Origin of the sequence: Ligilactobacillus animalis KCTC 3501 = DSM 20602 (assembly GCF_001434535.1) — a bacterium.
Lineage (GTDB): Bacteria > Bacillota > Bacilli > Lactobacillales > Lactobacillaceae > Ligilactobacillus > Ligilactobacillus animalis.
Genome location: NZ_AYYW01000003.1, coordinates 106,347 through 129,336, shown reverse-complemented (window position 1 = coordinate 129,336; position 22,990 = coordinate 106,347). Strand labels below are relative to the sequence as shown.

The following is a 22,990-nucleotide window of genomic DNA, read 5'->3' as shown; positions in this document are numbered from 1 at the left end:
ATTGACGGGGTGACCGCCTCCATTTGAGGCAGCAGGCTCTACAGTAGAGCTTTGATCAGCTGCAGTTTGTGCAGCAGCGACGCTTTCTGACTCAGCTTGTGCCTGTACTTTAGCACTTTCGCTAGCTCGACTGGCTTCTTATTTTGCTACGCGTTCACTTTCTGCTCGGGCTAAACTTTCTGATGAAGCTTGTGCTTGAGCAATGCTTTCGGATGCTGCTTTGTTACTTTCAGCTTCTTCACGGGTTTTCTTTTCACTAGCAGCTTTTTTCTCTCTCGCTTTGCGTTTAGATTCAGCTTTAGCAGACGAGGCGATACTTTCGGAACGCTTTTTAGCTTCATCTGCTTTCTTTTTGAAACTCAAACTAGCCTGTGCTTCTGAACTATCAGCTTCTGTTTTAGTGGTTGGCGCAAAGGCTCCACATAAGATAAAGGCTAACACCGCAACGATGATGCTAGCTTTAGCGTGGCGTTTTTTTTGGCTTGAATTTCCAAAAATAAATACTACTGATGAGAGCGCATAAAAAGATAAATGCAAATAAACTACTCACTATCAAAACTCATTTATATGAAAAATAATAAAGCTTAATTTTATATTAAATCGTACGCAATACGCAACCACTTGCAAGCAGTGGGCGTAGATCTTGTCTATTTGTTGTACTACAACAGTCGTGTCTTAAGTGGACAACAAAAAAGAATACAGCAGGAAGAGTCTTTTTTTCGCCGAAAAATCCATATCTAAAAGCAAGTGAGTGGGGCTGGCTGATCGATGCTTTGCCAAAGGGTCGATCTGAGGATGGAGTAGAAATCTGGGGAGCGCCTACGCAAAGAATCACTTTATTGGTACCAAGACTGGATAAAACGGCAAAAATAAAATTTGCGCAACGCACCAATTCTAAAAAAAGTTTTGGTGCTTTTTGCGTATTTTATAAATAGAGCGTTCAAATCATTGACAAGCTAAAAACTTATGCATATTATAAGGGGGATCAAACGGATGCCTAATATGAAAATACCGCTATTTCACTGCAATCTTACGCCGATCGTAGCCGAACTTTTAGCGCTAAGATCGGTTGTAAGTAACCATCCAATGGACATCTATTGGGAAGGTGATGGGATGTATTTTTGGGATAATTTTGGTAATACTCGTTACTGGCAAATGCAAAAAGCTGGCCCAACTCAGATCGTCGAATGTAGTGTGGAATTTGATTACGAAAAAGATCTACTATATCTGACAGACCTTGAGCAAGAACGCGTATTGGCATTTAGTAGTTATTTAGCAGGCTTTTCCGAAACGACACCCGTAGGAATAAAAATCGATTATCTTTGTCAAAAAGCCAAGTTAAAAGTTGTTCGGGGATTTGGTAGATATGACAAGACACCCCAAACAACCGCTTTCCATGACAAATATGGAAATTTGAGTAATCGGATCAAAGTCATTTATTGTATTAAACCAGGGTATAATGAGCTATTACAAAGTGCAAGAATAGCAAGGGAGGAAGATCTATGGTCAAGTCAGTACGTGAGCGTTTAGATGAGCTAGCACGCCGATTAGAAGAAGATCCTGAGTTTCAAAAAGAATTTAGTACAGGATTTGTTCAATATGCTAATCAACGTCATGTTCGTCATGTTTATGGTATGGGACCATTAGTTGTCAGTGAGATCCATACTAATCAAGGTCCTGAGAGAACTGACTATCTTGAAAGTGGTGAATGTGGTCAAGGAGTAGTACGGGGGTGGCAACAATGGAAGCTAAAAATGTAGAGTTTCAAAAGTATCAGATCCATAAATTGGTATTTCAGCGCCAAGAAAAGGCCGAGATATTAGTTGCAGATAAGGGGAAAAATCTCGAAGTTAGCAGTATGATTAAAACAACGCCTGATAATAAAAATGCTCGGGTTGAATTGACGACCGTGTATCACGGAAAACGTGAAGAACTTTATTTAGAATTATGGGGGTATTTTACGCTTACGACCAAGCTCGAACGTAATGAGATCACCGATTATTTAGGCTTAAATGGGGTAGCGCTGTTATTGCCGTATGCTCGAAGTATTATCTCCATGGTCTCAGTTTTGGATGGTAAAGATGCGCTTTTGATGCCAACGGTCGATGTACTAGGCTTGCTAAAAAGTACCGAGACATTTGAAAATAGTCAAAAAACGTAACTTCACGCTAGCTCAGCGAAGTTACGTCAAAAGGAGGTTATTGTAAAATATAGCCGTCAGCGAGTTGGCAGAACTCGTTGACTTGTTTTTCTTCCCAAGCTTGATCTTTACCGAGCTCAGTTGCCATGATGTGAGCTACTTTAGGCGCCATTTCCTTTGCGACCCGAGCATCAAGATACAGGGCGCGGATCCGACGCGCTAACACATCGTCTAGCGTTTGTGCCATCTCTTCGCGCACTGCCCAGACTACTTGGGCTCCGGTAAATTCGTATTTAGGATGAAGTGGTAAGGTAAGTTCAGGCTCTTCTTCTTGTAGGCGTAAGATGGCTGCTTGGTCACTTCCGTAAACATAGCGCCAATCTTTGCGTTCGGCTTCGGTCGTCTGTTTAGCACCGTGGATCTTTAACTCACGAGTTACACAATCTTTTGGTGGGAGTTCGGCTACCTTGATGGCTAGATCAACTGTTTCTTCGGCCATTTGACGGTAAGTCGTCCATTTACCACCAGTGATCGTGATCAGCCCCGACTCATTTGAAAAGAGTTTGTGGCTTCGTGAGATCTCTTTAGTCTTATCGCCGTCACCATCTTTTGGTGCAGCTAATGGACGTAAGCCAGCATAAGCAGCCAAGACATCAGCCCGAGTTGGTTTGCGTTCGAGATATTCACCGGCTGTTTCAAGGATAAAATCGATCTCTTCATCCAGTGGCCGTGGCTCTAAGGTGAATTCTTTTAGTGGCGTGTCCGTTGTGCCTAAGATGACTTTATTATGCCATGGCACACAGAACAAGACCCGTCCATCAGAAGTTTTCGGGACCATGATCGCATCATTGCCCCCTAAAAATGATCCATCGACGATCAAGTGAACACCTTGCGAAGGTCGTACGGTAGCTTGATGATCTTTGGTATCCATCTCAAGGATCTGGTCAACAAAGATCCCGGTTGCATTGATGACAGCTTTACCACGTAGACTGAACTCTTCGCCGGTAAATTCATCTTTTACGGTGACACCAGCTACTTTAGCGAATTTCTTTTGGACCGAAGTCACTTTGACGTAATTGACCAAAGTTGCCCCGTATTCAGTCGCAGTCTGCATGAGATTGACAGCTAGTCGTGAATCGTCGAATTGACCATCATAGTACATCACACCACCGACCAATTTATTATGCTTGATCTGTGGGATCGCATCGATGACCTTTGCCTTGGAATATATCTTAGAGCGACCGATATTTAATTTACCGGCTAGGGCATCGTAGACTTTCATTCCAACACTGTAAAATGGCTGTTCCCACAACTTGTAGTTGGCGATGATGAATTTTTGGTTCTTGACCAAATGAGGTGCATTTCGTGCTAAGCGTCCCCGTTCATGTAAGGCTTCCCGCACTAAGCGGACATCACCTTGGGCTAAATAGCGTACCCCACCGTGGACGAGTTTGGTCGAACGGCTTGAGGTCGATTTAGCAAAGTCGCTTTGTTCTAATAAGACGGTCTTGTAACCACGTGAGGCTGCGTCGACAGCGACACCTAAGCCAGTTGCACCCCCACCGATAACGATCACGTCCCAGCCATCAGGATTGTTTTTTAGATATTCAATATTTTTTTGTCGTGAAATAGGCATCAAATCACTCCAATCTAATTGGATTATTCAAAGTAACGTGTTGCAGCGACTGCTTTTTGCCAACCGCCGTACAATTTATTGCGTCGTTTGTCATCCATTTGGACTTCAAACCGTTTGCCATCTTTGATAACTGCTTTGATCTCATCAAAGTCTTGCCAGTACCCCACGGCTAAACCAGCAAGGAAAGCTGCACCAAGAGCGGTCGTTTCCAAGTCACCTGCACGTTGGACTGGGGTATTTAAGATATCTGCTTGGAATTGCATCAAGTAGTCGTTGTTAGCGGCGCCCCCATCGACTTTGAGCACTGGAATATCGATCCCCGTATCTTCTTCCATTGCACCGAGGATATCGCGGACTTGGTAGGCGATGCCTTGTAAAGTTGCTTTGATGAAATCTTTTTCGGTCGTCCCCCGGGTTAAACCAAAGACCGCGCCCCGGGCATCTTGGTCCCAGTAAGGTGCACCTAGTCCAACGAAAGCAGGCACTACGTAAACTTCATCTTCATTTTTGGAAGCAAGTGCGGCAGCTTCTGATTGACTGGCTTTTTCGATGAGTTTTAGACCATCGCGCAACCATTGGATCGATGAACCGGCAACAAAGACCGAGCCTTCAAGCGCATAGTTGATCTCACCGTTGATCCCATAACCGATCGTGGTCAACAGGTTATTTTTAGATAATTGTGGATTGTTGCCGGTGTTCATCACGATAAATGAGCCAGTGCCATAGGTGTTTTTGACCATGCCAGGTTCAAATGCCATTTGGCCAAAGAGGGCGGCTTGTTGGTCACCAGCCATTCCGGCGATCGGAACTTTAGAACCGAAGAAATGATAAGTTTTAGTCAAGCCGTAGATCTCTGAGTTAGAAACGACTTTAGGTAACATTTCCCGGGGAATATTCAAAATATCCAAGATTTCTTGGTCCCATTCTAAGGTGTTGATATTAAAGAGCATCGTCCGACTGGCATTGGAGTAGTCGGTCACATGAACTTTACCGTCAGTTAATTTATAGACTAACCAGCTATCGATCGTCCCAAAGAGCAATTCGCCTTTTTCAGCGCGCTCTTGAGCTCCGGGAACATGATCGAGGATCCAGCGTATCTTGGTCGCTGAGAAGTAAGAGTCGATGATCAAGCCGGTCTTTTCATGAAAGAGATCTGAGTAGCCTTGTTCTTTCAGCTCATCGGCGATCTGAGCTGATTGGCGCGATTGCCAAACGATCGCATGGTAGATCGGTAGACCGGTTTCTTTATCCCAAACGACCGTAGTCTCACGTTGGTTGGTGATCCCGATCCCAGCGATCTGTTCTGGTTTGACCCCTGATTCGATAAAGGCACCTGCGATCACCGATTGGACGGAATTCCAGATCTCGTGTGCATCGTGTTCGACCCAACCAGCTTCAGGGAAATACTGGGTGAATTCTTTTTGACTGGTTCCAATGTGGTTACCTGCTTTATCGAAGATGATCGCCCGTGAGCTGGTAGTTCCTTGATCGATCGCCATAATATATTTTTCCATGTGGTCATCCTCCTTATTTGTAAACGTTTTCTTTGATGAGTGTATCGTGCACAATTAATAAAAGTCAATTACTTAGCTTAACCGTTGATCCAAACGTGGACAAAGCTTGCCAAGATCCCACCGCAAAGTGGTCCAACGATCGGTACCCAAGCATAGCCCCAGTTAGCATTAGCTTTATGGGGAACGGGTAGGATGCTGTAAGCCAGACGTGGCATCAGGTCACGGGCTGGATTCAAGGCAAAGCCAGTCGTTCCACCTAGACTTTGACCAACGACCATGATCAAAAGACCAACGATCAGCGGTTTAAGTCCAGTGGTGAAATTTCCCAGGTTAAGCAAGATCAAGATAAAGAAGAAAGTTGCGATGCATTCGTTCAAGACGTTAAAGAATGGGCGATCGATCGCAGGACCGGTGGCAAAGATGCCGACTGAGTTACCATCTTTGTTTGGGGTAGCTTGGAATTGAGGATAATAGTATAAAATAACGAGTGCTGCGCCGGCAAAGGCCCCGAGACCTTGACCTAAAAGATAAGGTAAGACCTCATTCCAAGAAAAGAGACCAGCACTAGCAAAACCTAGTGTTACAGCGGGATTTAAGTGTCCTTGCGAGCCCATTTGACCAGCGGCATAGACGCCAAAGGTCACCGCCATGCCCCAAGCAAGCGTGATAAACATCCAGTTTTGGCCCCGAGCATAATTATCTTTTAAATTAACACCGGCACCACAGCCGACCCCTAAGAGGATCAAGATCATGGTTCCGAAAAATTCACCTAAAAAGCCTGACATATTATCCATCTCCTTTTATTTGTAATAGTTCTAGTTGTTTTTCGATCTCGGGCAAGTCAACCCCAGCTTGGAGTAGGGAAGCTGCAACATAAGCCCCTTCGATCAAAGCTGTATCGTACAAGTGGACTGGCTTTGTGCTAAATTCGCCTGCCATTTCGAGATTCATCTTAGCACTACCAAGATCATAAAAGGCTAAGATCTCACTAGCTGAATTGTCTTCTAAAGCTGCGGTGATCTTATCAAGACTAGTACCGATCTCATGGTCATCGGTACCGCCAGCAAAAGTGATCGCAATATCGGGTGCAACTTGTTGGAGCAACTTAGGTACACCTTGGGCGATCTGTTCAACGTGTGAGACGATCAAGATCCCATAACTCATTTAAGCTCGCCCTCCGTTTCTAATAGTGCTTCAAAAAGGTAACCACTTGAAACTGCTCCGGGATCGAGGTGGCCCACTGAGCGTTCTCCTAAATAAGAAGCTCGCCCGCGTTTAGCAACGAGTTCTTTAGTTGCTTCGACTGCTTGAGCGATCTTTTCAGATGTCAGTTGCCCAGCTGTGTATTCGGGCACAACGACTTCCCAAACATCGACCATTGTTTTGTCACCAAGCTCAGCCCCACCACGTTGCTTGATGCCTAAGACTGCAGCCTCCAAGAGTTCACTGAGTTCAGCCGTCGTATTGCTCTTTTTGGCCATTTCTAAAAAGGCAGTTCCATACAAAGGTCCAGCAGCACCACCAACTTTACTGATCAAAGACATTGCGACTAATTTGAGTCCAGTGGTCAGATCGGCTGGATTTTTGGTCGCAAGTGCTTCAGTCACCACACGCATGCCTCGAGCCATATTATTGCCGTGGTCGCCATCGCCGATCGGGGTATCTAAGTCGCTGAGATAAGCTTTCTTAGCGGCGATCTTAGCTTCAAAATCATTCATCCAGGTAGTCAAAGTTTCAACTGTTAGTTCCATATCAAATTCCTCCTTACCAAGCGATCGTATCGACTTGATAGTTTAAATATTCGAGCCATTTTTCATCGGCCAATTCGAGGACGGTCAATGAGATCCCTGCCATTTCGAGCGAAGTCATATAGTTGCCAACTTTGCTGAAAACAGGGGTGCTATCTTTTGCTTTGAGCCAGTTAAAGACATCATTGCTGAAAATGTATTGTTCCATCAAAGGTGTTGCGCCCATACCGTTGATGAGCACAGCGTATTTTTTAGTAGCGTCAAACTGTAGAGCTTCGTCGAGTTTTGTGAGCATTTCTGCGACTAGCTCTTTAGAAGGTTGGAGTTTTTCACGACGATAACCAGGTTCACTGTGGATACCGACTCCATATTCGATCTCGTCATCGGCTAATTCAAAGCCTGGTTTGCCAACTTCAGGAACAGTTGCGGCACTCAAAGCCACCCCTAAAGTCTTGAGATGTGGCATGACTTCTTTAGCGAGGGCTTCGATCTCAGCTAGGTTCGCTCCTTGATCAGCAGCCGCTCCTAAGATCTTATGCATCAAAACTGTCCCTGCGACACCGCGTTTGCCTTGGGTGTAAAGACTATTTTCGACTGCGATATCATCATCGACAACGATCGAGCTGACTTTGATGTCGTCTAATTCGGCCATGTCTTTTGCCATCTCAAAATTCATCACATCACCCGAGTAGTTTTTGATGATCAAAAAGACACCAGCACCAGTATCACTTGCTTTGATCGCTTCATAGATCTGATCAGGTGTCGGTGAGGTGAAGACTTGGCCACAGACAGCGGCACTCAACATACCGTCACCAACAAAACCAGCATGAGCCGGCTCATGGCCACTACCGCCTCCACTGACGAGCCCAACTTTTCCCTGCATGGAAGCACGATCGGCCCGTACAACAGCTGTCGTTTCTGGCAGTTGCGTTAGGTAGGTCGGATAAGCTGAGACTAGGCCGGCGACCATCTCAGATACGACATTGCTTGGATCATTCATGATCTTTTTCATGTTATCATCCATCCTTTCTTTTATTGACAACTCTATTATATAATGTAAGCGTAAACATCGTAACGGACAGATTTTACGTTGTGTCCGACAAAGGTTTTGGGGATGCGCTAGAATTAAGGGGCGAGGTGATGAGATGGAATTACTGAATTCAAAGGGGCAGATCATAGATGACCTTAGACGTGGGGTACAGCTCGTTGCGCCTGATCTAAAACTTGTTTCCCAGACGACAGGTTTTATCGCTAAGAGCTTTGCCGATAAGACAGTTCCCGTGATCGCTTTAGGTGGGGCTGGGCATGAGCCGGCTGATTGGGGCTATGTAGGTGAGGGAATGCTGTGTGCTTCAGTCACAGGGATGCTGTTTAGCCCGCCAAGTGTAGCGGAGATCATTCGTGTAACTAAACAAGTGACTAAGCAAAAACAAGCCTTCTTTATTGTCAAAAATTTTCCAGCTGATGTAGAAAATTTCACTCAAGCTAGTGTGTGTTTGCAAAAAGAAGGCTGGCAAGTGGCTAGTTGTGTTGTTAATGATGATATTTCAGTTGATAGTGAGTTATTAGAAAAAGAACGCCGTGGGTTAGCCGGGGCTGTTTTAGTTGCTAAGATCTTGGGCTATTTGGCGCAACAAGGGGCGAATTTATCCCAGTTAAAGCAAACCTCAGAGCAGCTCGTGGCTAATTTGACGACACTGGGGGTCGCTTTTTATGGGTCCGAATTTCGGGTGACTTTGAAAAAGGAATTTTCCCTAAAAAAAGATGAGATTTATTATGGTGTCGGGATCCATGGAGAACCCGGGTATCGCAAGGAACGACTGTGCGCTTCAGAATTGATCGCGCGTGAATTGGTCAATAAGTTGCGGTTGAATCAGCGCTGGTATCCGCAAGAGCGCTATGCTGTTTTGATCAATGGACTAGGAAAGCTGACCGAGCTTGAAAAATTGATCTTTACCGCTGATGTGGTCGAATTGTTGCAAGTAGAAGGAATAGACTTACCCTTTATCAAGGTGGGCGATCTCTTCACTGCCAACGGGCTCGCGGGAGTTTCAGTCACATTGTTGAAATTACACGAGTCTTGGCTAGAAGCGCTTGAAGCCCCCGTCAAGACATACGCGTGGCATCAATAGTTACCAAAAGCAAATTCGATCGCATTACAAACTTTTTGGGCGAGTTCATCGTATTCTTTTGGTTCAGGCAAAAGAGATTATTGGTCATCGTGTAGGTCAGACCTAGACAATAAGTCTCCACAAAATCATAGGCTTGACGATTTTTGATCAGGCCTTTTTTGCGTAGGATGTGTAATAAGAGGATCTGGATATGCCACGCGATCTCCCGGACGACATCGACTTCGACCTGATTTTTAAGGACGCTTTTGTAAAATTTGGCATTTTCTTGTAGCTCAAAAAAGACTAGCGAAATGATCTCTTGCCACGGGAGATAATCGAGATTACTATCGATGATATCTTCCATTGTTGCTTGGATAGTCCAAGATAATAGGTCGTATTTATCGTCAAAGTTATCGTAAAATGACTGGCGCCGGATCTGGGCTTGGTGCATGATCTGTGCCACACTGACATGTTTGAAGCCCTTTTGCATGACATCTTGTCTAAATATTTGCGAAATCTTTTTTTGAGTGATATATGACATGATAAGCCCTTTCATTTTGAATATCTAAACTAATTATAACGTTTGCCTTTAAAGTTGTCACACGATAGCTCTGCGCGCCAGCAACTAAGCTTTATGTCAACACTGGGATCGGAATGACACGGATCTCGGCTAGGTTTGGGGTCATTCCTGAAATAACTGTATTTTATTGTTATGTATAAGTATTTAGCATTCAGTTGAGAGTTAGCTGGATGCATTTTTATAAATATAGTAATAAAAATCACAAGTGTAAGCGCTAACACGAAGGTGAATGTTGTGCTAAACTAAAGCTGTTAAAACGTTATAACAGTAAGGTTATTTGTTTGACCACGTATTTTTTCAGCAGCGATAAAACGGTGATCGTGATCAATCTTTTGCTCATGGGGACCTTGATCTATGCACCTTTAACGCTGGTCGGGTTGATGGTCAATGAAGTCGTACCGAAGTTTGCTGTAGGCTCTTCGACGGGTTTTATGGGCTTTTTCTAATATATTTTTGGCGAAACGCTTGCCACTGCTTTGATCGGGATCTTGGTCGCAAAATACGGTTGGATCGCTAGCAACACGGTCTTATATGTTGCCGCTGGCCTAGCTGTGTTATTATTGGTGTATATCATGATCCATGACAAAAACTCGAAAAGGGCGAAGCATAATGAAACTATTTAGACAGATCATCGTTGTTAGCATTTGTATCTGGGGCTTGCTCAGTTTTAGTGAGCCAGTCCATGCAAGTGGCTCTAAGACTGAGACGGTGACCTATAAGATCCGCTATCAAGGTAAAACTTATTCTAAAAAGGCTTTAGTCTATGTACCAGCTAATTATGATAAACAAAAGCAGTACGATGTGTTGTATTTCTTGCATGGTTCGGGGGATTCAGCAACTGGTTTTTATGAAAACAGTCACTACAAGCAGGTGTTAGATAAATTAGCTAAGCAAGGTAAGTTGCAGAATACTTTGGTCGTCTTTCCGACATTTTATCCAAGCCAAGCTTTTGTCACGGGTGATTATCAAAAAGATGATAAATTGAGTCGCTTTTTTGCGCGAACTGAGCTGATGGGGGCCTTAATACCTAAAGTTGAAGCTAAGTATAGCACATATGCTAAAAGTACTACCAAAAAAGAACTCCAGCAAACACGGGCACACCGGGCGATCGGTGGCTTTTCGATGGGTGCGATCACGAGTTGGTATGTTTTTGAAGAACAACTGCCATACTTTAAGACATTTGTTACCCTAGGCGGGGATAGTTGGGTCATCCAAGAAGATGGTGGTGGTACAGCAACCAAGCAGACCGCCAAAAAATTGGCCCAAACACCTAAGAAATACCCGGATCTAGATTTTAAGATCTTAGCCGGAGCGGGCAGTCGTGATCCCGCAGCTGAGCTTTTGCAAAAGCAGATCAGGGAAATGAAAAAGTATCGCGGTTTTAATGATACAGACCTTAAATACTATGAGTTACCGGGAGCACATCATACGTTAGAAGCAACGGTCACGCTGTTTGAGCATTATGCAAAACAGATATTTTAGGTGAACACTATGAAAGATAACTTTGACCAACGCATCAAAGCTCGGCAAGCATTAGTTCTGGTGGGAACTTTGGTCGTTGTCGGTGTGATACTGAGTTTAATAATGTAAGTAAAAACGATCGGATCAGTTTTTGATTCGATCGTTTTCTAGTTTATTCTTGTTTACGTTTGTTTAAGATAGCTCTGACCACTTTTTCGCGTGCAGTTATAGTTTCTTTTGCGTGGAGTTTCTCGTATTCATAGACTAAAACATCACCGATCAAAAGTTGTGATAGGCGCCCGACTAAGGAACCGCCATTCAAAAAATCATCAACTGCTGTCTGTAAAACTAAATCAGCCTGTGTTGCGATCGGGGAAGCAGGATAAGTCGTGATCGCGATGACCTTAGCCTGATTGTTTTTAGCGAGCTTAAGTGGCTCCAGTGTATCTTTAGTTCGCCCAGTCAGAGAAAATGCAATGATCAGATCAGACGAGTTTGTGACTGCAGCTAATTGGGCTTGGTAGTGAGGATCTGTCACGGCTTGGGCGCGGACACCGACCCGCAAAAGCATACTTTCTAAGGCATTACTGGAGAGCGCACTGCCTCCAACACCAAAAATATAGATCCGTTGCGCTTGATCTAACAAGGAGATAGCTTCTGTCAGCACATCTTTGTTTAGTTTATTTAAAGTAGTGCTGATCGTTTTAGTCAAAGCCGTTTCGATGCTTGCGTATGGAGAATGTGCTGTCTGGTGCACGTTGCTTGAATAATCTTCTTTGGCGACTTCGACTTTTAGATCAGAGAAACCATCGTAGCCTAATTTATGACAGAGTCGAACGATCGTGGCATCGCCAACATTGGTTTTTTGTTTGATATCATTCATTGTTTCATAGATGATATCAGTCCCAGCCCATAAAAAATGATCGGCAACTTTTTTTTCGGCTGGTGTTAGAGAAAAATAATTTTGGTGGATCTTTTCGCTTAATCTCATGTGAATGACCTCTTTCTATATCTATAACTATACACTTTTTCGGAGTGATTCTCCATATTTCTCCGAAAATGGATGAAAACGTTTACAAAAACCAACGGAGGTGTTATATTGTGGTTGGAGATATTCTCCCAAAAATATAAAAATGGAGTGAGGGGTATGGAAAAAGATGAATTTCTACGTGAGATCAAAGGTGGCTTGATCGTGTCATGTCAAGCTTTGCCGGGAGAACCACTGTATACGCCAAAGGGTGGAGTAATGCCACTATTGGCGCTGGCAGCTGAGCAAGCTGGAGCAGTCGGGATCAGAGCTAATTCAGTTCGAGATATTTTGGAGATCAAGGAAGTTGTTGATCTACCCATAATTGGAATTATTAAACGAGACTATCCGCCGAATGAACCATATATTACGGCAACGATGAAAGAGGTTGACGAATTGGTCGAGACAGGTGTTGAAGTCATTGCATTAGATTGTACTTTACGCGAGCGGTTTGATGGCTTGACGATCAATGAGTTTATTCAGCAAGTTAAGCAAAAGTATCCACAGCAATTATTGATGGCCGATATTTCTACTTTGGAAGAAGGAATAAATGCAGCTAAGGCGGGAGTTGATTTTATCGGGACGACTTTAGCTGGTTACACAGCAGAAAGTGTCAGTGTTGATGGCCCTAATTATCAGTTGATCAAAGGATTGGTCGAAGCCGGTCTAGATGTGATCGCAGAAGGTAAGATCCATACACCAGCGCAAGCAAAAAAAGTTCAAGAATTAGGGGTCGCAGGCATCGTTGTCGGAGGTGCAATCACTCGACCAAAAGAAATAGCGACCCGTTTTATCGATGAATTAAGGGGGTAATAAATATGTTTAAGAAATTTTCCCGCCTAGGACAGGCGTTTATGTTACCGATCTCTATTTTGCCAGTCGCAGGTCTTTTGCTAGGCCTAGGTGGAGCCTTGAGTAATGAAAGTGCGGTCAAAACTTATCCATTTTTAGACCAAGCTTGGCTCCAAACGATCTTAAAAGTTATGAGTTTTGCTGGCAATGCCGTCTTTGCTAACTTGGCGTTGATCTTTACGATCGGGATCGCAGTTGGTTTGGCGACCGCTGATAAAGGGACCGCTGGTTTAGCAGGTGGGGTCTCATTTCTAGTTTATACGGCAACGATCAGTGGCTTACTGGAATTATTTTCACCCAAAGGCACAACGATCGATACAGGCGTTGTCGGTGCGATCGTGATCGGTTGTACTGTCGCTTATTTGCATAATCATTATCGTAAAATACAGTTACCGCAATTTTTAGGCTTCTTTGGGGGCTCGCGTTTTATTCCGATAATTTCAGCTTTAGCTGCGATCGTGATCGGTGCCTTTTTCTATCTGATCTGGCCTCCGATCCAAGATTGGCTAAGATCAGCTGGTGAAAGTATTGCTCATATGGGAGCTTTTGGGACTTTCTTATATGGTTTCTTATTGCGCTTGACCGGAGCAGTTGGGCTACACCACACGATCTATCCGCTTTTCTGGTACACCTCATTAGGTGGGACCGAAGTTGTCGCCGGGCATACGATCTCAGGGGGCACAAAATATCTTTTTTGCACAGCTAGCTGATCCTAACCATACCGGGTTATTCACTTACGGTACTCGTTTCTTTGCCGGTCGGTTTGCAACGATGATGTTTGGTCTGCCAGCCGCAGCTTATGCGATGTATCGCTGCTTGCCAAAGAGAAATCGCCAAAAAGATGGTGGTTTGTATCTCAGCGGTGGCTTGACTTCATTTTTGACTGGGATCACGGAACCGATCGAATATACTTTCTTATTTGTCGCACCTTGGTTATATGTGATCCATGCATCTTTAGATGGGTTATCATTCTTGTTCGCTGATCTATTGAACATTCGGATCGGAAATTCCTTCTCCGGTGGGTTCATTGACTTCCTATTGTTTGGGATCTTACAAGGTGAAGATAAGACTAATTGGATGCGCGTTATTCTCTTTGGCGCCGTTTGGGCAGTCGTTTATTATCTTGTCTTTACTTTCTGTATCAAGAAATTCAAAGTTGCGATCCCAGGGATGGAAATCGAAGAAGATGTGCCAGTGCAAACTGAGGCTACAGATAGCTCTTTGAATGCTGAAGCTAAAACTGTGATCAAGGCCTTAGGTGGGGCTGAAAATATCGAAACGGTCGAAGCTTGTGCGACGTGCTTGCGGGTAGCTGTTGTTGATAAGAGTAAAGTTGATAAGAAAACGCTCAAGAGTTTAGGTGCCGTAGCTGTGCTTGAAGTAGGTGGCGGTATCCAAGCTGTTTTTGGCGGGAAAGCAAATCTCTTTAGCCAAGAGATCAATCAAATTTTAGGAAAAGGTGATTAAATATGTTTGGACTAAAAAAGAAGAAATTGGATCTAAGCTCACCAGTTGACGGTAAACTGATCAAATTAGCCCAGGTGCCTGATAAAGTTTTTTCACAGGGGTTAATGGGTCAAGGTTTTGCGATCGAACCAACAGCTGATATGATCTATGCACCGGTTGCTGGTAAGATCACCAATATTTTTCCAACTAAGCATGCGATCAGGATAAAAACTAAACAAGTTCCAGAACTGTTATTGCACTTAGGCTTAGATACGGTCGAACTGAACGGGACACCGTTTGAGCTCTTAGTTACAGAAGGCCAAAATGTCGATCCACAGACACGATTATGCAAAATGGATCGCCAACAGATCATCACGGCAGGTAAAGCTACTGCAGTTTTAGTATTGGTAACTTCGGGTGAAACAGTGACATTGCTTGAACAAGAGCGTGAGCAACATGGCCAAGTTTGCGCTACGATAAAACTTGATTAAAAGTATCAAAACATATTGCTTGCATTTGGTAACGCTTAGAACTATAATTGGACTATACCAACACGGAAGGGAGAATGGACCATGGAAATTATTGTAGTTAAAGACAAATTTGAAGGTGGCAAAAAAGCAGCAGAAATTTTTAAACAAGAACATGATAGCGGTGCCAAAGTTTTTGGCTTAGCGACTGGTGGGACCCCAGAAACAACTTATGAACAAATAGTTGCAAGCGACCTTGACTTTAGCGATGATGTTTCAGTCAACTTGGATGAGTATGTAGGCTTAGCTCCTGATGATGAACAAAGCTATCACTACTACATGCAACATCATCTCTTTGACAAAAAGCCATTCAAGAAGTCCTACTTGCCAGATGGCACGAACCTCGATGCCAATGCCGAGACTAAGCGTTACAGTCAAGTGATCGCAGACAATCCGATCGATCTCCAACTTCTCGGGATCGGTGAAAATGGACATATTGGTTTCAATGAACCAGGGAGTGCCTTTGATTCAACGACTTCTAAGATCCATTTGACCGATTCAACGATCAAAGCTAATTCACGTTACTTCGACAACTACGAAGATGTGCCTAAATATGCTTACTCAATGGGTATCGGCGAGATCATGCGCTCAAAGAAGATCTTGCTGGAAGCATTTGGCAAAAACAAAGCCGAAGCGATCAAAGCGATGGTCGAAGGTGAAGTAACGACCGCTGTTCCTGCAAGTATTTTGCAAAAGCATCCAAATGTGACGGTGATCGTAGATGAAGATGCTGCTTCATTGTTAAATTTAGACTAGAGCAGTATCACGGTACTAACAGAGAACAGTTTTTAGAGCTGCTGTTATTGGGCGATGAAGATGAGACTAAAGTGTAAGCGTATTTGCAGACAGGTGAGCTATATTTAGCTAAGAAATTTGGCCAAACAGTGGGTGTGGCTTTGATCGTTCCGACGGAAGAACCGACCGTCTTTGAATTGAAAAATCTAGCGGTCTTGCCTGAATTTCAACGCCAAAAGATCGCCACAAAACTTATCGAATATGCGATCTTAGCCCAAAGCACGCAGGTCAAACGGTTGATCGTTGGGACTGGTGATGCTGATTTGAATAACATGCGGTTTTATCTGCGCAACGGTTTCCGCTTTTTGCGCATCGAACCTGATTTCTTTTTGAGCTACCCGCAGCCGATCTATGCTGAGGGGATCTCTTTGAAGGATATGGTTTATTTTTACCGCGATCTAAGCTGATCATGATGTAGGAGTCATGATCGGCTTTTTTTATGATTTAAAAGAAAATTTTTTAATTATAGTATATAATGTCTATTGTGTGGCCATAATTTTGGCTAAATATTGAGTTTAAATTGAAAAGCGAGAATCGAAATGAAAAACAAACTATTATCCGGAACTTTCTGGATGATGCTTGGGAGTATCCTTTCACGGGTCTTAGGGATCATTTATCTTATCCCGTGGCTGATGATGATCGGTTCACCTAGTGATCAAAATGCTGCCCAAGCTATTTTTAATGCAGCTTATACACCGTATGCTCTGTTTCTATCGCTCGGAGTAGCTGGCTTTCCGACTGCGATCGCCCGCCAAGTTGCTGAGTATAATGGGCAAAATCGCTTTAAAGATAGTGTCCATGTTTTTAAATACGGGATGTTGTTTATGCTCTTTACGGGTTCGTTGTGTGGGCTATTGCTCTATATTTTTGCTCCAATGATCGCGCAAAGAAGTGCGGTCGTTTCGACTGAGGTGGCGACAACAGCGATCCGGGTGATGGTGCCGACTTTGATCATCTTGCCACCGATGAGTATGATCCGGGGCTTTTATCAAGGTAATTCCGATATGCAACCGATGGGCGTTTCTCAATTATGGGAACAATTGATCCGGGTGCTCTTTATTTTGGGGGCGACTTATTGGATCATGCTCGTCCAACATGGAAGTTACATCAAAGCGGTCAATTACAGTACGTTTGCGACCTTTATCGGGGCTTTGGCAAGTTACATATATCTGATCGCCTACTCGAGAAAGCGCATGGGGCATTACCGCGAGCTTTACCATGAAAGTGTTCCTGCTCATGATATGCATGTCTTTACGATCTTTAAAAATATTTTCAAAGAAGCTTTACCATTTATCTTTGTTGGTTCCGCGATCACGATCTATCAATTTATCGATCAGCTGACCTTTAAAGATATCATGGTCGATCTGACGGGATTGGATGCATTACAAGCCCAAGATCTGTACACGTATTTTTCAGCCAATCCAAGTAAGATCACGACGGTCGTTATCTCGTTAACGATCGCGATCTCTGAATCTTCCTTGCCGTTGTTAGCAACATTGGCCAAGCGTAATGAAAAGCATCAGATCGGTAAAACGATCGCACAAAACATCGAATTGATGCTACTGACACTTTTGCCAAGTTCGCTATTATTAGCGGTGTTGTCTTGGGAAGTAAACGGGGTCTTTTTCCCGTTTAGTCGTTTGGGAGCTAACTTATTAGCATATGCCCTAGTTACAAGTATCGCACTGGCACTGTTTACGGACTTCTTTACGATCGTTCAATCACTTGGTAAACATCGCCTAGCTGTGCGTTATTTGACCTTAGGGATCATTTTAAAATTAGCCTTACAAGTTCCGTTCACCTATCTTTGGGGAGCGTACGGTGCTTTAAGTGCGACGACAGTATCGTTTTTACTGATCTCCTTAGGGGTGTATGGCCAGATCAAGAAGCATTATCTGGTAAGAGGTCAGATGAGAAATGTGAAGTTGATCATTGTGATCAATTTATTGGTAGCTTTAGCGGCTTATCTGACAAACGAATTGGTCAGTCTAGTCTATCTACCACAAAATAAATTGACGGCCTTCTTGTATGCAGCGGTCTTTGGCGGAGCCTTTGTGCTATTGTATATCGCCTTGTTGAACAAGAGTGGCATTTTCAAAGAAGTCTTTGGTTTTAAAGTTAAATTAGCCGTCAAGGGCAAACATTAGTCGGGTGCGTGAGTTGTGCCGTATAAATAACGAGGGTTCTATCAAGATGTGATCGTGATAGAGCTCTCGTTATTTCTATTTCTACGGGGTTATTCGCCCGCTTGCAAACTGAGCTATTTTAGTTGACAGCTGATAATTTTTTTCTTAAACTTTCAGTGACTAAAAATTTATGGATGGAGATGTTATTGGTGAAACACACTAAATTACTTACTGCATTAGGCGCCTTTTTATTGGTCGTCTTGACTTTGAGTGCATGCACTCCGAGTGAAGATGCCGTTAAAAATAGCTCCTCTTCAGCAAAATCTGATAAGAAAGTTACTTTAAATATTGGAACGATGCCAGCACCGGATTCTTTGCCATTATATATTGCGCAAAAGGAAGGATATTTTAAAGATCAAGGTCTGGATGTCAAATTGACTAACTTTAAATCACCTAAAGAACGTGATGCAGCGATCTCCGGGGGACAATTGGATGCTGCTGTGACTGATGTGGTCGCTTTGGCTAGTTATGTCAATGGTGACTTAGGTTGGAAGAGTGCGACTGGCTTGACCGGTTATTTTGGGATCGTCACAAGTGATGATAGCGTAAAAAATGTGGCTGATCTTAAAGGTAAATCAGTTGCAACTTTGCCACGTCAAACCCCAACATTTTACCTCTATCAACAATTAAAGCAAAACGGTCTTTCCGCTAGTGACGTAACGATCAAGGAAGTCCCAGCTATTCCTGCTCGTTTGCAATTAGTTGAACAAAAGCAAGCCGACGCCACGATCTTACCTGATCCATTTTTGAGTATGGCTAAAGCAAGTGGCTTAAAAGAGATCGCTAAAAGTGATCCTAAGACTTACCAAACAACGATCCTTGGTGTAGACAAGAAATTGGGCGATGACAAGGCTACTTTGGCAAAATTGACAACAGCCTATAATAAAGCAGTTGCTCAGATCAATAAGCATAAGGCCAGCGATTATCAAGCAATCTTGACCAAAGATCTTGGCTTCCCAGAAGCGGTCGCTAAAAACTACACTTTGCCTCATTATGAAAAAGCGGGACGTGTCCCAGCTAAGATGCTTCAAGCAGCCTTCAACTATGCTAAAGAAGAGGGCATCTTGAAAAGTGATATCGATGCTAGTCACTACCAATTACCGGTGGCTAAGTAATGTTTGAACTTGAGCACTTGACGATCGGATATGCGAAGCGTCAAGTCATCACCGATCTTAGTTTGAAGATCCCTGAACAGACGATCTTAGCCATTTTGGGTCCATCTGGGAGTGGGAAGACGACGCTTTTAAATGCGATCGCGGACTTATTGCCGCACAGTGGTGGGATCTCTTTAAATGGTAAACCGGTCACACCTAAGCAAGCCACCCTCGCATTGGTGCCCCAAGATTATGGCTTACTACCTTGGAAGCGTGTCAGACAAAACATCGAACTAGGGGCTAAGCTCAAGGGGCAAAAGCTGGATACTAGAAAAGTACAGCAACTGTGTGCGACCTTGGAGTTGACCGACGTTTTAACTCGTTATCCCAGTCAACTTTCTGGAGGCCAAAAGCAACGAGTGGCCTTAGCGCGGGCCTTTGCTTTGACACCTGATCTGTTATTGTTGGATGAAGCTTTCTCTGCTTTAGATACGGTGATCAAGCGCCGGGCTCAACAGTTGTTCTTAGCGCAGTGGCAACAAAGCCCGGTAACGACATTGATGGTCACGCATGATCTAAAAGAAGCTTTACAACTCAGTGACCAGATCTTGATCTTGACTAAAGACCAGCCACGCTTGATCGAAAATCCACTTCAAGAAGTTTCATTTACTAACCGCGACCGTCCAGAGATCTTGGCGCCGGCTTTGACGAAATTAGAAGGGTTGGTGGCAACATTATGGTAAAACGTGGCTTGCAGTTGCTGTATGCTGTGCTCATCTTGCATATTTTGTGGGCGTTGGGAGCTTGGGTCGTAGATCGGCCCCTTTTGCCGACTCCTTGGGCGGTATATATGTATTTTCCCCACTTGTTGAATATGGATCTATGGTGGAATATCTACTTTAGTTTGTATCGGCTGGCAATGAGTTTAGTGTTTGCGACACTCATCGGTGTTCCATTGGGGATCATGAGCGTTTGTTTGCCTAAATTTGGAGCATTATTTGAACCACTGGTGTATTTTACGTATCCGATCCCCAAGATCGCTTTACTGCCTGTGATCATGTTGTTAGCTGGCTTAGGCAATGCTTCAAAGATCATTACGATCACTTTGATCATCGTCTTTCAAATCATCATTGGAGTCCGGGATGCGGTCAAACAGATCCCACCCACGATGTATCAAGTGCTAGATGTGTTGGCTGCTGATCGGTGGCAGACTTTTGTCAATGTTACGGGGCCAGCGAGTTTGGCGGGCTTTTTCTCTGCGTTGAAGATCGCTTTAGGGACCGCCATTGCCACGCTATTTTTCACAGAGATGTATGGGACACAGTATGGTATGGGTTACTATATCATGGACCAGTGGAATCGCTTGGATTACTTAGCGATGTTTGGTGGGATCATTGTGATCAGTGTGGTCTCGTTTCTTTTATTTTTAACGATCAGCGGTTTAGAGCGTTACTGTTTACGCTGGCAAAATAAATAATATGTGAAAGTTCAGTCGTAAGTAGGCTGAACTTTTTTGTTGACATTTGTAAACATAGGTGTATTATATAGTTGTGATTACAAATGTAAACGGAAGAAGGAGAAATAAATGGCACAAGCATTGACACTAGTTGTAGCAGTAGTTTTGATCGGCTTTATCAGTTGGTGGTTCTTTGGCAAACATGAACAAAAAGAGGTAAGTGCAACGATGGAAGATAAAAATTTGCAAAAAGTAAAAGTTGTAGTCGATGGGGGTTATACGCCAAATACTGTTGTTTTGAAAAAGGATGTTCCAGCTGAGATCGTTTTTGAACGTAAAGATCCATCAGCATGTTTGGAAAAAGTCGTCTTTGAAGATTTTGGGATCAATGAGACCTTGCCCAAAGATCAAGACCATGCGATCAAGATCGATACGCATAAGGCGGGTGAATTCAATTATGCTTGTGGGATGAACATGTTTCATGGGAAGGTGATCGTTAAATGATGTCATATCAAAAACGTTTTTGGCTTGCATTAGTTTTATCGTTACCGATGTTGGTGGACATGTTATTGATGCCCTTTGGTGTAATGATGCCTGGGTATAATTGGATCGCATTGGTCACGACGACATTGATCATGGCCTTTGCTGCTTATCCATTTTGGCGTAGTGCCTATGCAGCTTTTAAGCATCATAATGCCAATATGGATACATTGGTGGCCTTAGGGACAGCGGTCGCTTATTTTTACAGTATCTTTGCGATGGCCACAGGACGCCCCGTGTACTTTGAAAGTGCTGCTTTCATCACGGTCTTTGTTTTATTAGGACAAGTCTTTGAAGAAAGAATGCGCAATAATGCTTCGAGCGCTGTTGAAAAGCTTCTCGATCTGCAAGCTAAAGAGGCGACGGTCTTACGCGCTGGTAAACCGGTAAAAATACCTCTAGATCAAGTTAAAGTTGGTGATCTGGTCCAGGTCAAGCCGGGCGAAAAGATCGCAGTTGATGGCATTGTCGTCCGGGGCGATTCTTTGGTCGATGAATCGATGGTGACTGGGGAAAGTATGCCCGTCGAAAAGACAAAGGGTGAGCCAGTTATTGGTTCAACGTTGAATACCGATGGAACTTTGGTGTTTGAAGCTAAAAAAGTCAGTGCGGAAACCTTACTATCCCAGATCGTCGAATTGGTCAAAAAAGCCCAGACCAGTCATGCACCGATCCAAAAGTTAACGGATAAGATCTCAAATTATTTTGTCCCGTTAGTAATGATCTTAGCGATCGTGACTTATGTTGTGTGGTACGTCTTCTTAGGTGCAAGTGCGATCACGGCCTTGCTCTATGCGATCGCTGTGATCGTGATCGCTTGCCCGTGTGCGCTGGGATTAGCGACACCGACAGCTTTGATGGTCGGAACGGGTCGGAGTGCTAAAATGGGTGTTTTGATCAAAAATGGTGAAGTTTTAGAGTTAGTTGACCAATTAAAAACGATCGTCCTAGATAAAACGGGGACGATCACTGAAGGTAAGCCGGTCGTAACTGATGTCGTCGGCGAAGACAGTGGCTTAGTTTTAACGGTGGCAGCTAGCCTAGAAGCGGATTCAGAACATCCATTAGCCCAAGCGATCTTAAAACAAGCGGAACAAGAACAGCTAAAGTTAAGTCTGGTGACTGACTTTAAAGCCCAAAAAGGGATGGGCGTAACTGCCAAATTTGAAGATCAAGTAGCCTTTATCGGAAATGAACGGCTTTTGGGTGATGATGAATTGACCACCGAGCAACAGCAAACGCTCCATGACTTACAAGCTCAAGGTAAGACCGTTTCACTGGTCGGTCTAGCGGGTAAAGTTATTGGGATGATCGCCATTCAAGATGCCCCGAAACCGACTTCTAAGCAAGCTTTGGCCTTATTACAAGCTCAAGGCTTAAAGACAGTAATGCTGACAGGTGATAATGAACGAGCAGCCCAAGCGATCGCTAAAGAAGTTGGGATCGATGAGGTTATTGCTGGGGTCTTACCGCAAGAAAAGGTAAACTACATCGAACAAGAACAAAAGCAAGGAAAAACCGCCTTTGTCGGGGATGGGATCAATGATGCGCCCGCTTTGACGACGGCCGATGTTGGGATCGCAATGGGAGCTGGTTCTGATATTGCGATCGAAGCCGGCGGGATCGTTTTAGTCCAAAATGACCTCATGGGTGTCGTTAAAGCTCTGAAATTGAGTCAAAAAACTTTCCAACGGATTAAATTGAATTTGTTTTGGGCCTTGATCTACAATGTGGTCGGGATCCCGATCGCAGCTGGTGTTTTCGTGGCTTGGGGCTTGACGCTCAGCCCAGAATTAGCCGGCTTAGCGATGGCCTTTAGCTCGATCTCAGTTGTCGGTAGTTCATTGTTATTGAATAAAGTTAAGATATAAGAATAT

General features: G+C 43.8%; 24 protein-coding genes and 3 pseudogenes. 18 read left to right on the top strand and 9 right to left on the bottom strand.

Going from position 1 to position 22,990, the window contains the following annotated elements:
• Positions 1-138 precede the first annotated feature (138 nt).
• Positions 139-537 (bottom strand): hypothetical protein, encoded by a 399-nt coding sequence (locus FC30_RS01175; RefSeq protein ID WP_010688310.1) that lies wholly within the window; start codon positions 535-537, stop codon positions 139-141.
• Between the two features lie 456 nt (positions 538-993).
• Here FC30_RS01175 and FC30_RS01170 point away from each other — a divergent pair, with 456 nt between their 5' ends.
• The 3 genes from FC30_RS01170 to FC30_RS01160 are packed head-to-tail and all read left to right on the top strand — an operon-like array spanning position 994 to position 2,161.
• Entirely contained in the window at positions 994-1,530 is a 537-nt protein-coding gene (locus tag FC30_RS01170) for a hypothetical protein (RefSeq protein WP_010688309.1), read from the top strand.
• Positions 1,503-1,760, top strand: coding sequence for a hypothetical protein (locus FC30_RS01165; RefSeq protein ID WP_010688308.1), 258 nt, complete (start codon positions 1,503-1,505; stop codon positions 1,758-1,760). The genes FC30_RS01170 and FC30_RS01165 overlap by 28 nt, the downstream gene beginning before the upstream one ends.
• A complete protein-coding gene (locus FC30_RS01160) occupies positions 1,742-2,161 on the top strand; it encodes a protein-export chaperone SecB (RefSeq protein WP_010688307.1) in 420 nt (139 codons plus the stop codon). The genes FC30_RS01165 and FC30_RS01160 overlap by 19 nt, the downstream gene beginning before the upstream one ends.
• 37 nt (positions 2,162-2,198) lie before the next feature.
• Here FC30_RS01160 and FC30_RS01155 read toward each other — a convergent pair whose 3' ends face one another.
• The 6 genes from FC30_RS01155 to dhaK all read right to left on the bottom strand — a co-directional run bounded on the left by FC30_RS01155 (position 2,199) and on the right by dhaK (position 8,050).
• On the bottom strand, positions 2,199-3,776 hold the full coding sequence (locus FC30_RS01155; RefSeq protein ID WP_010688306.1) for a glycerol-3-phosphate dehydrogenase/oxidase: 1,578 nt from the start codon (positions 3,774-3,776) through the stop codon (positions 2,199-2,201).
• 23 nt (positions 3,777-3,799) lie between these two features.
• Complete coding sequence (gene glpK / locus FC30_RS01150; RefSeq protein ID WP_010688305.1) at positions 3,800-5,290, bottom strand: glycerol kinase GlpK; 1,491 nt, start codon at positions 5,288-5,290, stop codon at positions 3,800-3,802.
• Positions 5,291-5,367: 77 nt separating this feature from the next.
• Complete coding sequence (locus tag FC30_RS01145; protein WP_010688304.1) at positions 5,368-6,075, bottom strand: MIP/aquaporin family protein; 708 nt, start codon at positions 6,073-6,075, stop codon at positions 5,368-5,370.
• Between the two features lies 1 nt (position 6,076).
• Positions 6,077-6,454, bottom strand: coding sequence for a dihydroxyacetone kinase phosphoryl donor subunit DhaM (gene dhaM, locus FC30_RS01140; RefSeq protein WP_010688303.1), 378 nt, complete (start codon positions 6,452-6,454; stop codon positions 6,077-6,079).
• The gene (dhaL, locus tag FC30_RS01135) at positions 6,451-7,041 is read right to left on the bottom strand and encodes a dihydroxyacetone kinase subunit DhaL (RefSeq protein WP_010688302.1); all 591 of its coding nucleotides are present in this window, start codon (positions 7,039-7,041) and stop codon (positions 6,451-6,453) included. Before dhaL ends, dhaM begins: the two co-directional genes overlap by 4 nt.
• 13 nt (positions 7,042-7,054) lie before the next feature.
• The gene (gene dhaK / locus FC30_RS01130) at positions 7,055-8,050 is read right to left on the bottom strand and encodes a dihydroxyacetone kinase subunit DhaK (protein ID WP_010688301.1); all 996 of its coding nucleotides are present in this window, start codon (positions 8,048-8,050) and stop codon (positions 7,055-7,057) included.
• A 133-nt stretch (positions 8,051-8,183) separates the two neighbouring features.
• On the opposite strand from dhaK, the gene FC30_RS01125 reads away from it, so the two are divergent.
• Positions 8,184-9,170, top strand: a complete 987-nt coding sequence (locus FC30_RS01125) for a dihydroxyacetone kinase subunit DhaK (protein WP_010688300.1) — start codon at positions 8,184-8,186, stop codon at positions 9,168-9,170.
• On the opposite strand, the gene FC30_RS01120 is transcribed toward FC30_RS01125, so the two are convergent.
• Complete coding sequence (locus FC30_RS01120) at positions 9,145-9,690, bottom strand: TetR family transcriptional regulator (protein ID WP_010688299.1); 546 nt, start codon at positions 9,688-9,690, stop codon at positions 9,145-9,147. The two genes, FC30_RS01125 and FC30_RS01120, sit on opposite strands and share 26 nt — an antisense overlap.
• A gap of 83 nt (positions 9,691-9,773) precedes the next feature.
• On the opposite strand from FC30_RS01120, the pseudogene FC30_RS09645 reads away from it, so the two are divergent.
• The 3 genes and pseudogenes from FC30_RS09645 to FC30_RS01115 form a co-directional block, all read left to right on the top strand.
• Positions 9,774-9,869: pseudogene (locus tag FC30_RS09645) on the top strand (metallophosphoesterase); the annotation flags it as partial.
• Positions 9,870-10,004: 135 nt separating this feature from the next.
• Positions 10,005-10,352 (top strand): annotated as a pseudogene (locus FC30_RS09235) (MFS transporter); the annotation flags it as partial.
• Positions 10,339-11,211 (top strand): alpha/beta hydrolase, encoded by an 873-nt coding sequence (locus tag FC30_RS01115; protein ID WP_010688296.1) that lies wholly within the window; start codon positions 10,339-10,341, stop codon positions 11,209-11,211. The pseudogene FC30_RS09235 and the gene FC30_RS01115, both read left to right, overlap by 14 nt.
• A gap of 151 nt (positions 11,212-11,362) precedes the next feature.
• On the opposite strand, the gene FC30_RS01110 is transcribed toward FC30_RS01115, so the two are convergent.
• On the bottom strand, positions 11,363-12,181 hold the full coding sequence (locus FC30_RS01110; protein WP_010688295.1) for a MurR/RpiR family transcriptional regulator: 819 nt from the start codon (positions 12,179-12,181) through the stop codon (positions 11,363-11,365).
• A 156-nt stretch (positions 12,182-12,337) separates the two neighbouring features.
• On the opposite strand from FC30_RS01110, the gene FC30_RS01105 reads away from it, so the two are divergent.
• The 11 genes and pseudogenes from FC30_RS01105 to FC30_RS01055 all read left to right on the top strand — a co-directional run bounded on the left by FC30_RS01105 (position 12,338) and on the right by FC30_RS01055 (position 22,984).
• Positions 12,338-13,030, top strand: coding sequence for an N-acetylmannosamine-6-phosphate 2-epimerase (locus tag FC30_RS01105; RefSeq protein WP_029507279.1), 693 nt, complete (start codon positions 12,338-12,340; stop codon positions 13,028-13,030).
• A 5-nt stretch (positions 13,031-13,035) separates the two neighbouring features.
• Positions 13,036-14,536 (top strand): annotated as a pseudogene (locus FC30_RS09815) (PTS transporter subunit EIIC).
• A 2-nt stretch (positions 14,537-14,538) separates the two neighbouring features.
• Positions 14,539-15,006, top strand: coding sequence for a PTS sugar transporter subunit IIA (locus FC30_RS01095; RefSeq protein ID WP_010688293.1), 468 nt, complete (start codon positions 14,539-14,541; stop codon positions 15,004-15,006).
• 81 nt (positions 15,007-15,087) lie between these two features.
• Positions 15,088-15,798, top strand: coding sequence for a glucosamine-6-phosphate deaminase (locus FC30_RS01090; protein ID WP_010688292.1), 711 nt, complete (start codon positions 15,088-15,090; stop codon positions 15,796-15,798).
• Between the two features lie 83 nt (positions 15,799-15,881).
• Entirely contained in the window at positions 15,882-16,244 is a 363-nt protein-coding gene (locus FC30_RS01085) for a GNAT family N-acetyltransferase (RefSeq protein ID WP_010688291.1), read from the top strand.
• A gap of 132 nt (positions 16,245-16,376) precedes the next feature.
• Positions 16,377-17,984: a putative polysaccharide biosynthesis protein gene (locus tag FC30_RS01080; protein ID WP_010688290.1), complete on the top strand. Its 1,608-nt coding sequence runs from the start codon at positions 16,377-16,379 to the stop codon at positions 17,982-17,984.
• Positions 17,985-18,163: 179 nt separating this feature from the next.
• Complete coding sequence (locus tag FC30_RS01075; RefSeq protein ID WP_420896551.1) at positions 18,164-19,138, top strand: ABC transporter substrate-binding protein; 975 nt, start codon at positions 18,164-18,166, stop codon at positions 19,136-19,138.
• Positions 19,138-19,860, top strand: coding sequence for an ABC transporter ATP-binding protein (locus tag FC30_RS01070; protein WP_010688288.1), 723 nt, complete (start codon positions 19,138-19,140; stop codon positions 19,858-19,860). Before FC30_RS01075 ends, FC30_RS01070 begins: the two co-directional genes overlap by 1 nt.
• Entirely contained in the window at positions 19,854-20,594 is a 741-nt protein-coding gene (locus tag FC30_RS01065) for an ABC transporter permease (protein ID WP_010688287.1), read from the top strand. Before FC30_RS01070 ends, FC30_RS01065 begins: the two co-directional genes overlap by 7 nt.
• 108 nt (positions 20,595-20,702) lie before the next feature.
• Complete coding sequence (locus FC30_RS01060) at positions 20,703-21,077, top strand: cupredoxin domain-containing protein (RefSeq protein ID WP_010688286.1); 375 nt, start codon at positions 20,703-20,705, stop codon at positions 21,075-21,077.
• The gene (locus tag FC30_RS01055; protein ID WP_010688285.1) at positions 21,074-22,984 is read left to right on the top strand and encodes a copper-translocating P-type ATPase; all 1,911 of its coding nucleotides are present in this window, start codon (positions 21,074-21,076) and stop codon (positions 22,982-22,984) included. The genes FC30_RS01060 and FC30_RS01055 overlap by 4 nt, the downstream gene beginning before the upstream one ends.
• The last annotated feature ends 6 nt before the right edge of the window (positions 22,985-22,990 follow it).

Bases quoted from the DNA above. Each gene is read 5' to 3' on its own strand.
- FC30_RS01170 (WP_010688309.1), top strand. From the start codon at position 994: ATGCCTAATATGAAAATACCGCTATTTCACTGCAATCTTACGCCGATC.
- FC30_RS01165 (WP_010688308.1), top strand. From the start codon at position 1,503: ATGGTCAAGTCAGTACGTGAGCGTTTAGATGAGCTAGCACGCCGATTA.
- FC30_RS01160 (WP_010688307.1), top strand. From the start codon at position 1,742: ATGGAAGCTAAAAATGTAGAGTTTCAAAAGTATCAGATCCATAAATTG.
- FC30_RS01155 (WP_010688306.1), bottom strand. From the start codon at position 3,776: ATGCCTATTTCACGACAAAAAAATATTGAATATCTAAAAAACAATCCT.
- glpK (WP_010688305.1), bottom strand. From the start codon at position 5,290: ATGGAAAAATATATTATGGCGATCGATCAAGGAACTACCAGCTCACGG.
- FC30_RS01145 (WP_010688304.1), bottom strand. From the start codon at position 6,075: ATGTCAGGCTTTTTAGGTGAATTTTTCGGAACCATGATCTTGATCCTC.
- dhaM (WP_010688303.1), bottom strand. From the start codon at position 6,454: ATGAGTTATGGGATCTTGATCGTCTCACACGTTGAACAGATCGCCCAA.
- dhaL (WP_010688302.1), bottom strand. From the start codon at position 7,041: ATGGAACTAACAGTTGAAACTTTGACTACCTGGATGAATGATTTTGAA.
- dhaK (WP_010688301.1), bottom strand. From the start codon at position 8,050: ATGAAAAAGATCATGAATGATCCAAGCAATGTCGTATCTGAGATGGTC.
- FC30_RS01125 (WP_010688300.1), top strand. From the start codon at position 8,184: ATGGAATTACTGAATTCAAAGGGGCAGATCATAGATGACCTTAGACGT.
- FC30_RS01120 (WP_010688299.1), bottom strand. From the start codon at position 9,690: ATGTCATATATCACTCAAAAAAAGATTTCGCAAATATTTAGACAAGAT.
- FC30_RS01115 (WP_010688296.1), top strand. From the start codon at position 10,339: ATGAAACTATTTAGACAGATCATCGTTGTTAGCATTTGTATCTGGGGC.
- FC30_RS01110 (WP_010688295.1), bottom strand. From the start codon at position 12,181: ATGAGATTAAGCGAAAAGATCCACCAAAATTATTTTTCTCTAACACCA.
- FC30_RS01105 (WP_029507279.1), top strand. From the start codon at position 12,338: ATGGAAAAAGATGAATTTCTACGTGAGATCAAAGGTGGCTTGATCGTG.
- FC30_RS01095 (WP_010688293.1), top strand. From the start codon at position 14,539: ATGTTTGGACTAAAAAAGAAGAAATTGGATCTAAGCTCACCAGTTGAC.
- FC30_RS01090 (WP_010688292.1), top strand. From the start codon at position 15,088: ATGGAAATTATTGTAGTTAAAGACAAATTTGAAGGTGGCAAAAAAGCA.
- FC30_RS01080 (WP_010688290.1), top strand. From the start codon at position 16,377: ATGAAAAACAAACTATTATCCGGAACTTTCTGGATGATGCTTGGGAGT.
- FC30_RS01075 (WP_420896551.1), top strand. From the start codon at position 18,164: ATGTTATTGGTGAAACACACTAAATTACTTACTGCATTAGGCGCCTTT.
- FC30_RS01070 (WP_010688288.1), top strand. From the start codon at position 19,138: ATGTTTGAACTTGAGCACTTGACGATCGGATATGCGAAGCGTCAAGTC.
- FC30_RS01065 (WP_010688287.1), top strand. From the start codon at position 19,854: ATGGTAAAACGTGGCTTGCAGTTGCTGTATGCTGTGCTCATCTTGCAT.
- FC30_RS01060 (WP_010688286.1), top strand. From the start codon at position 20,703: ATGGCACAAGCATTGACACTAGTTGTAGCAGTAGTTTTGATCGGCTTT.
- FC30_RS01055 (WP_010688285.1), top strand. From the start codon at position 21,074: ATGATGTCATATCAAAAACGTTTTTGGCTTGCATTAGTTTTATCGTTA.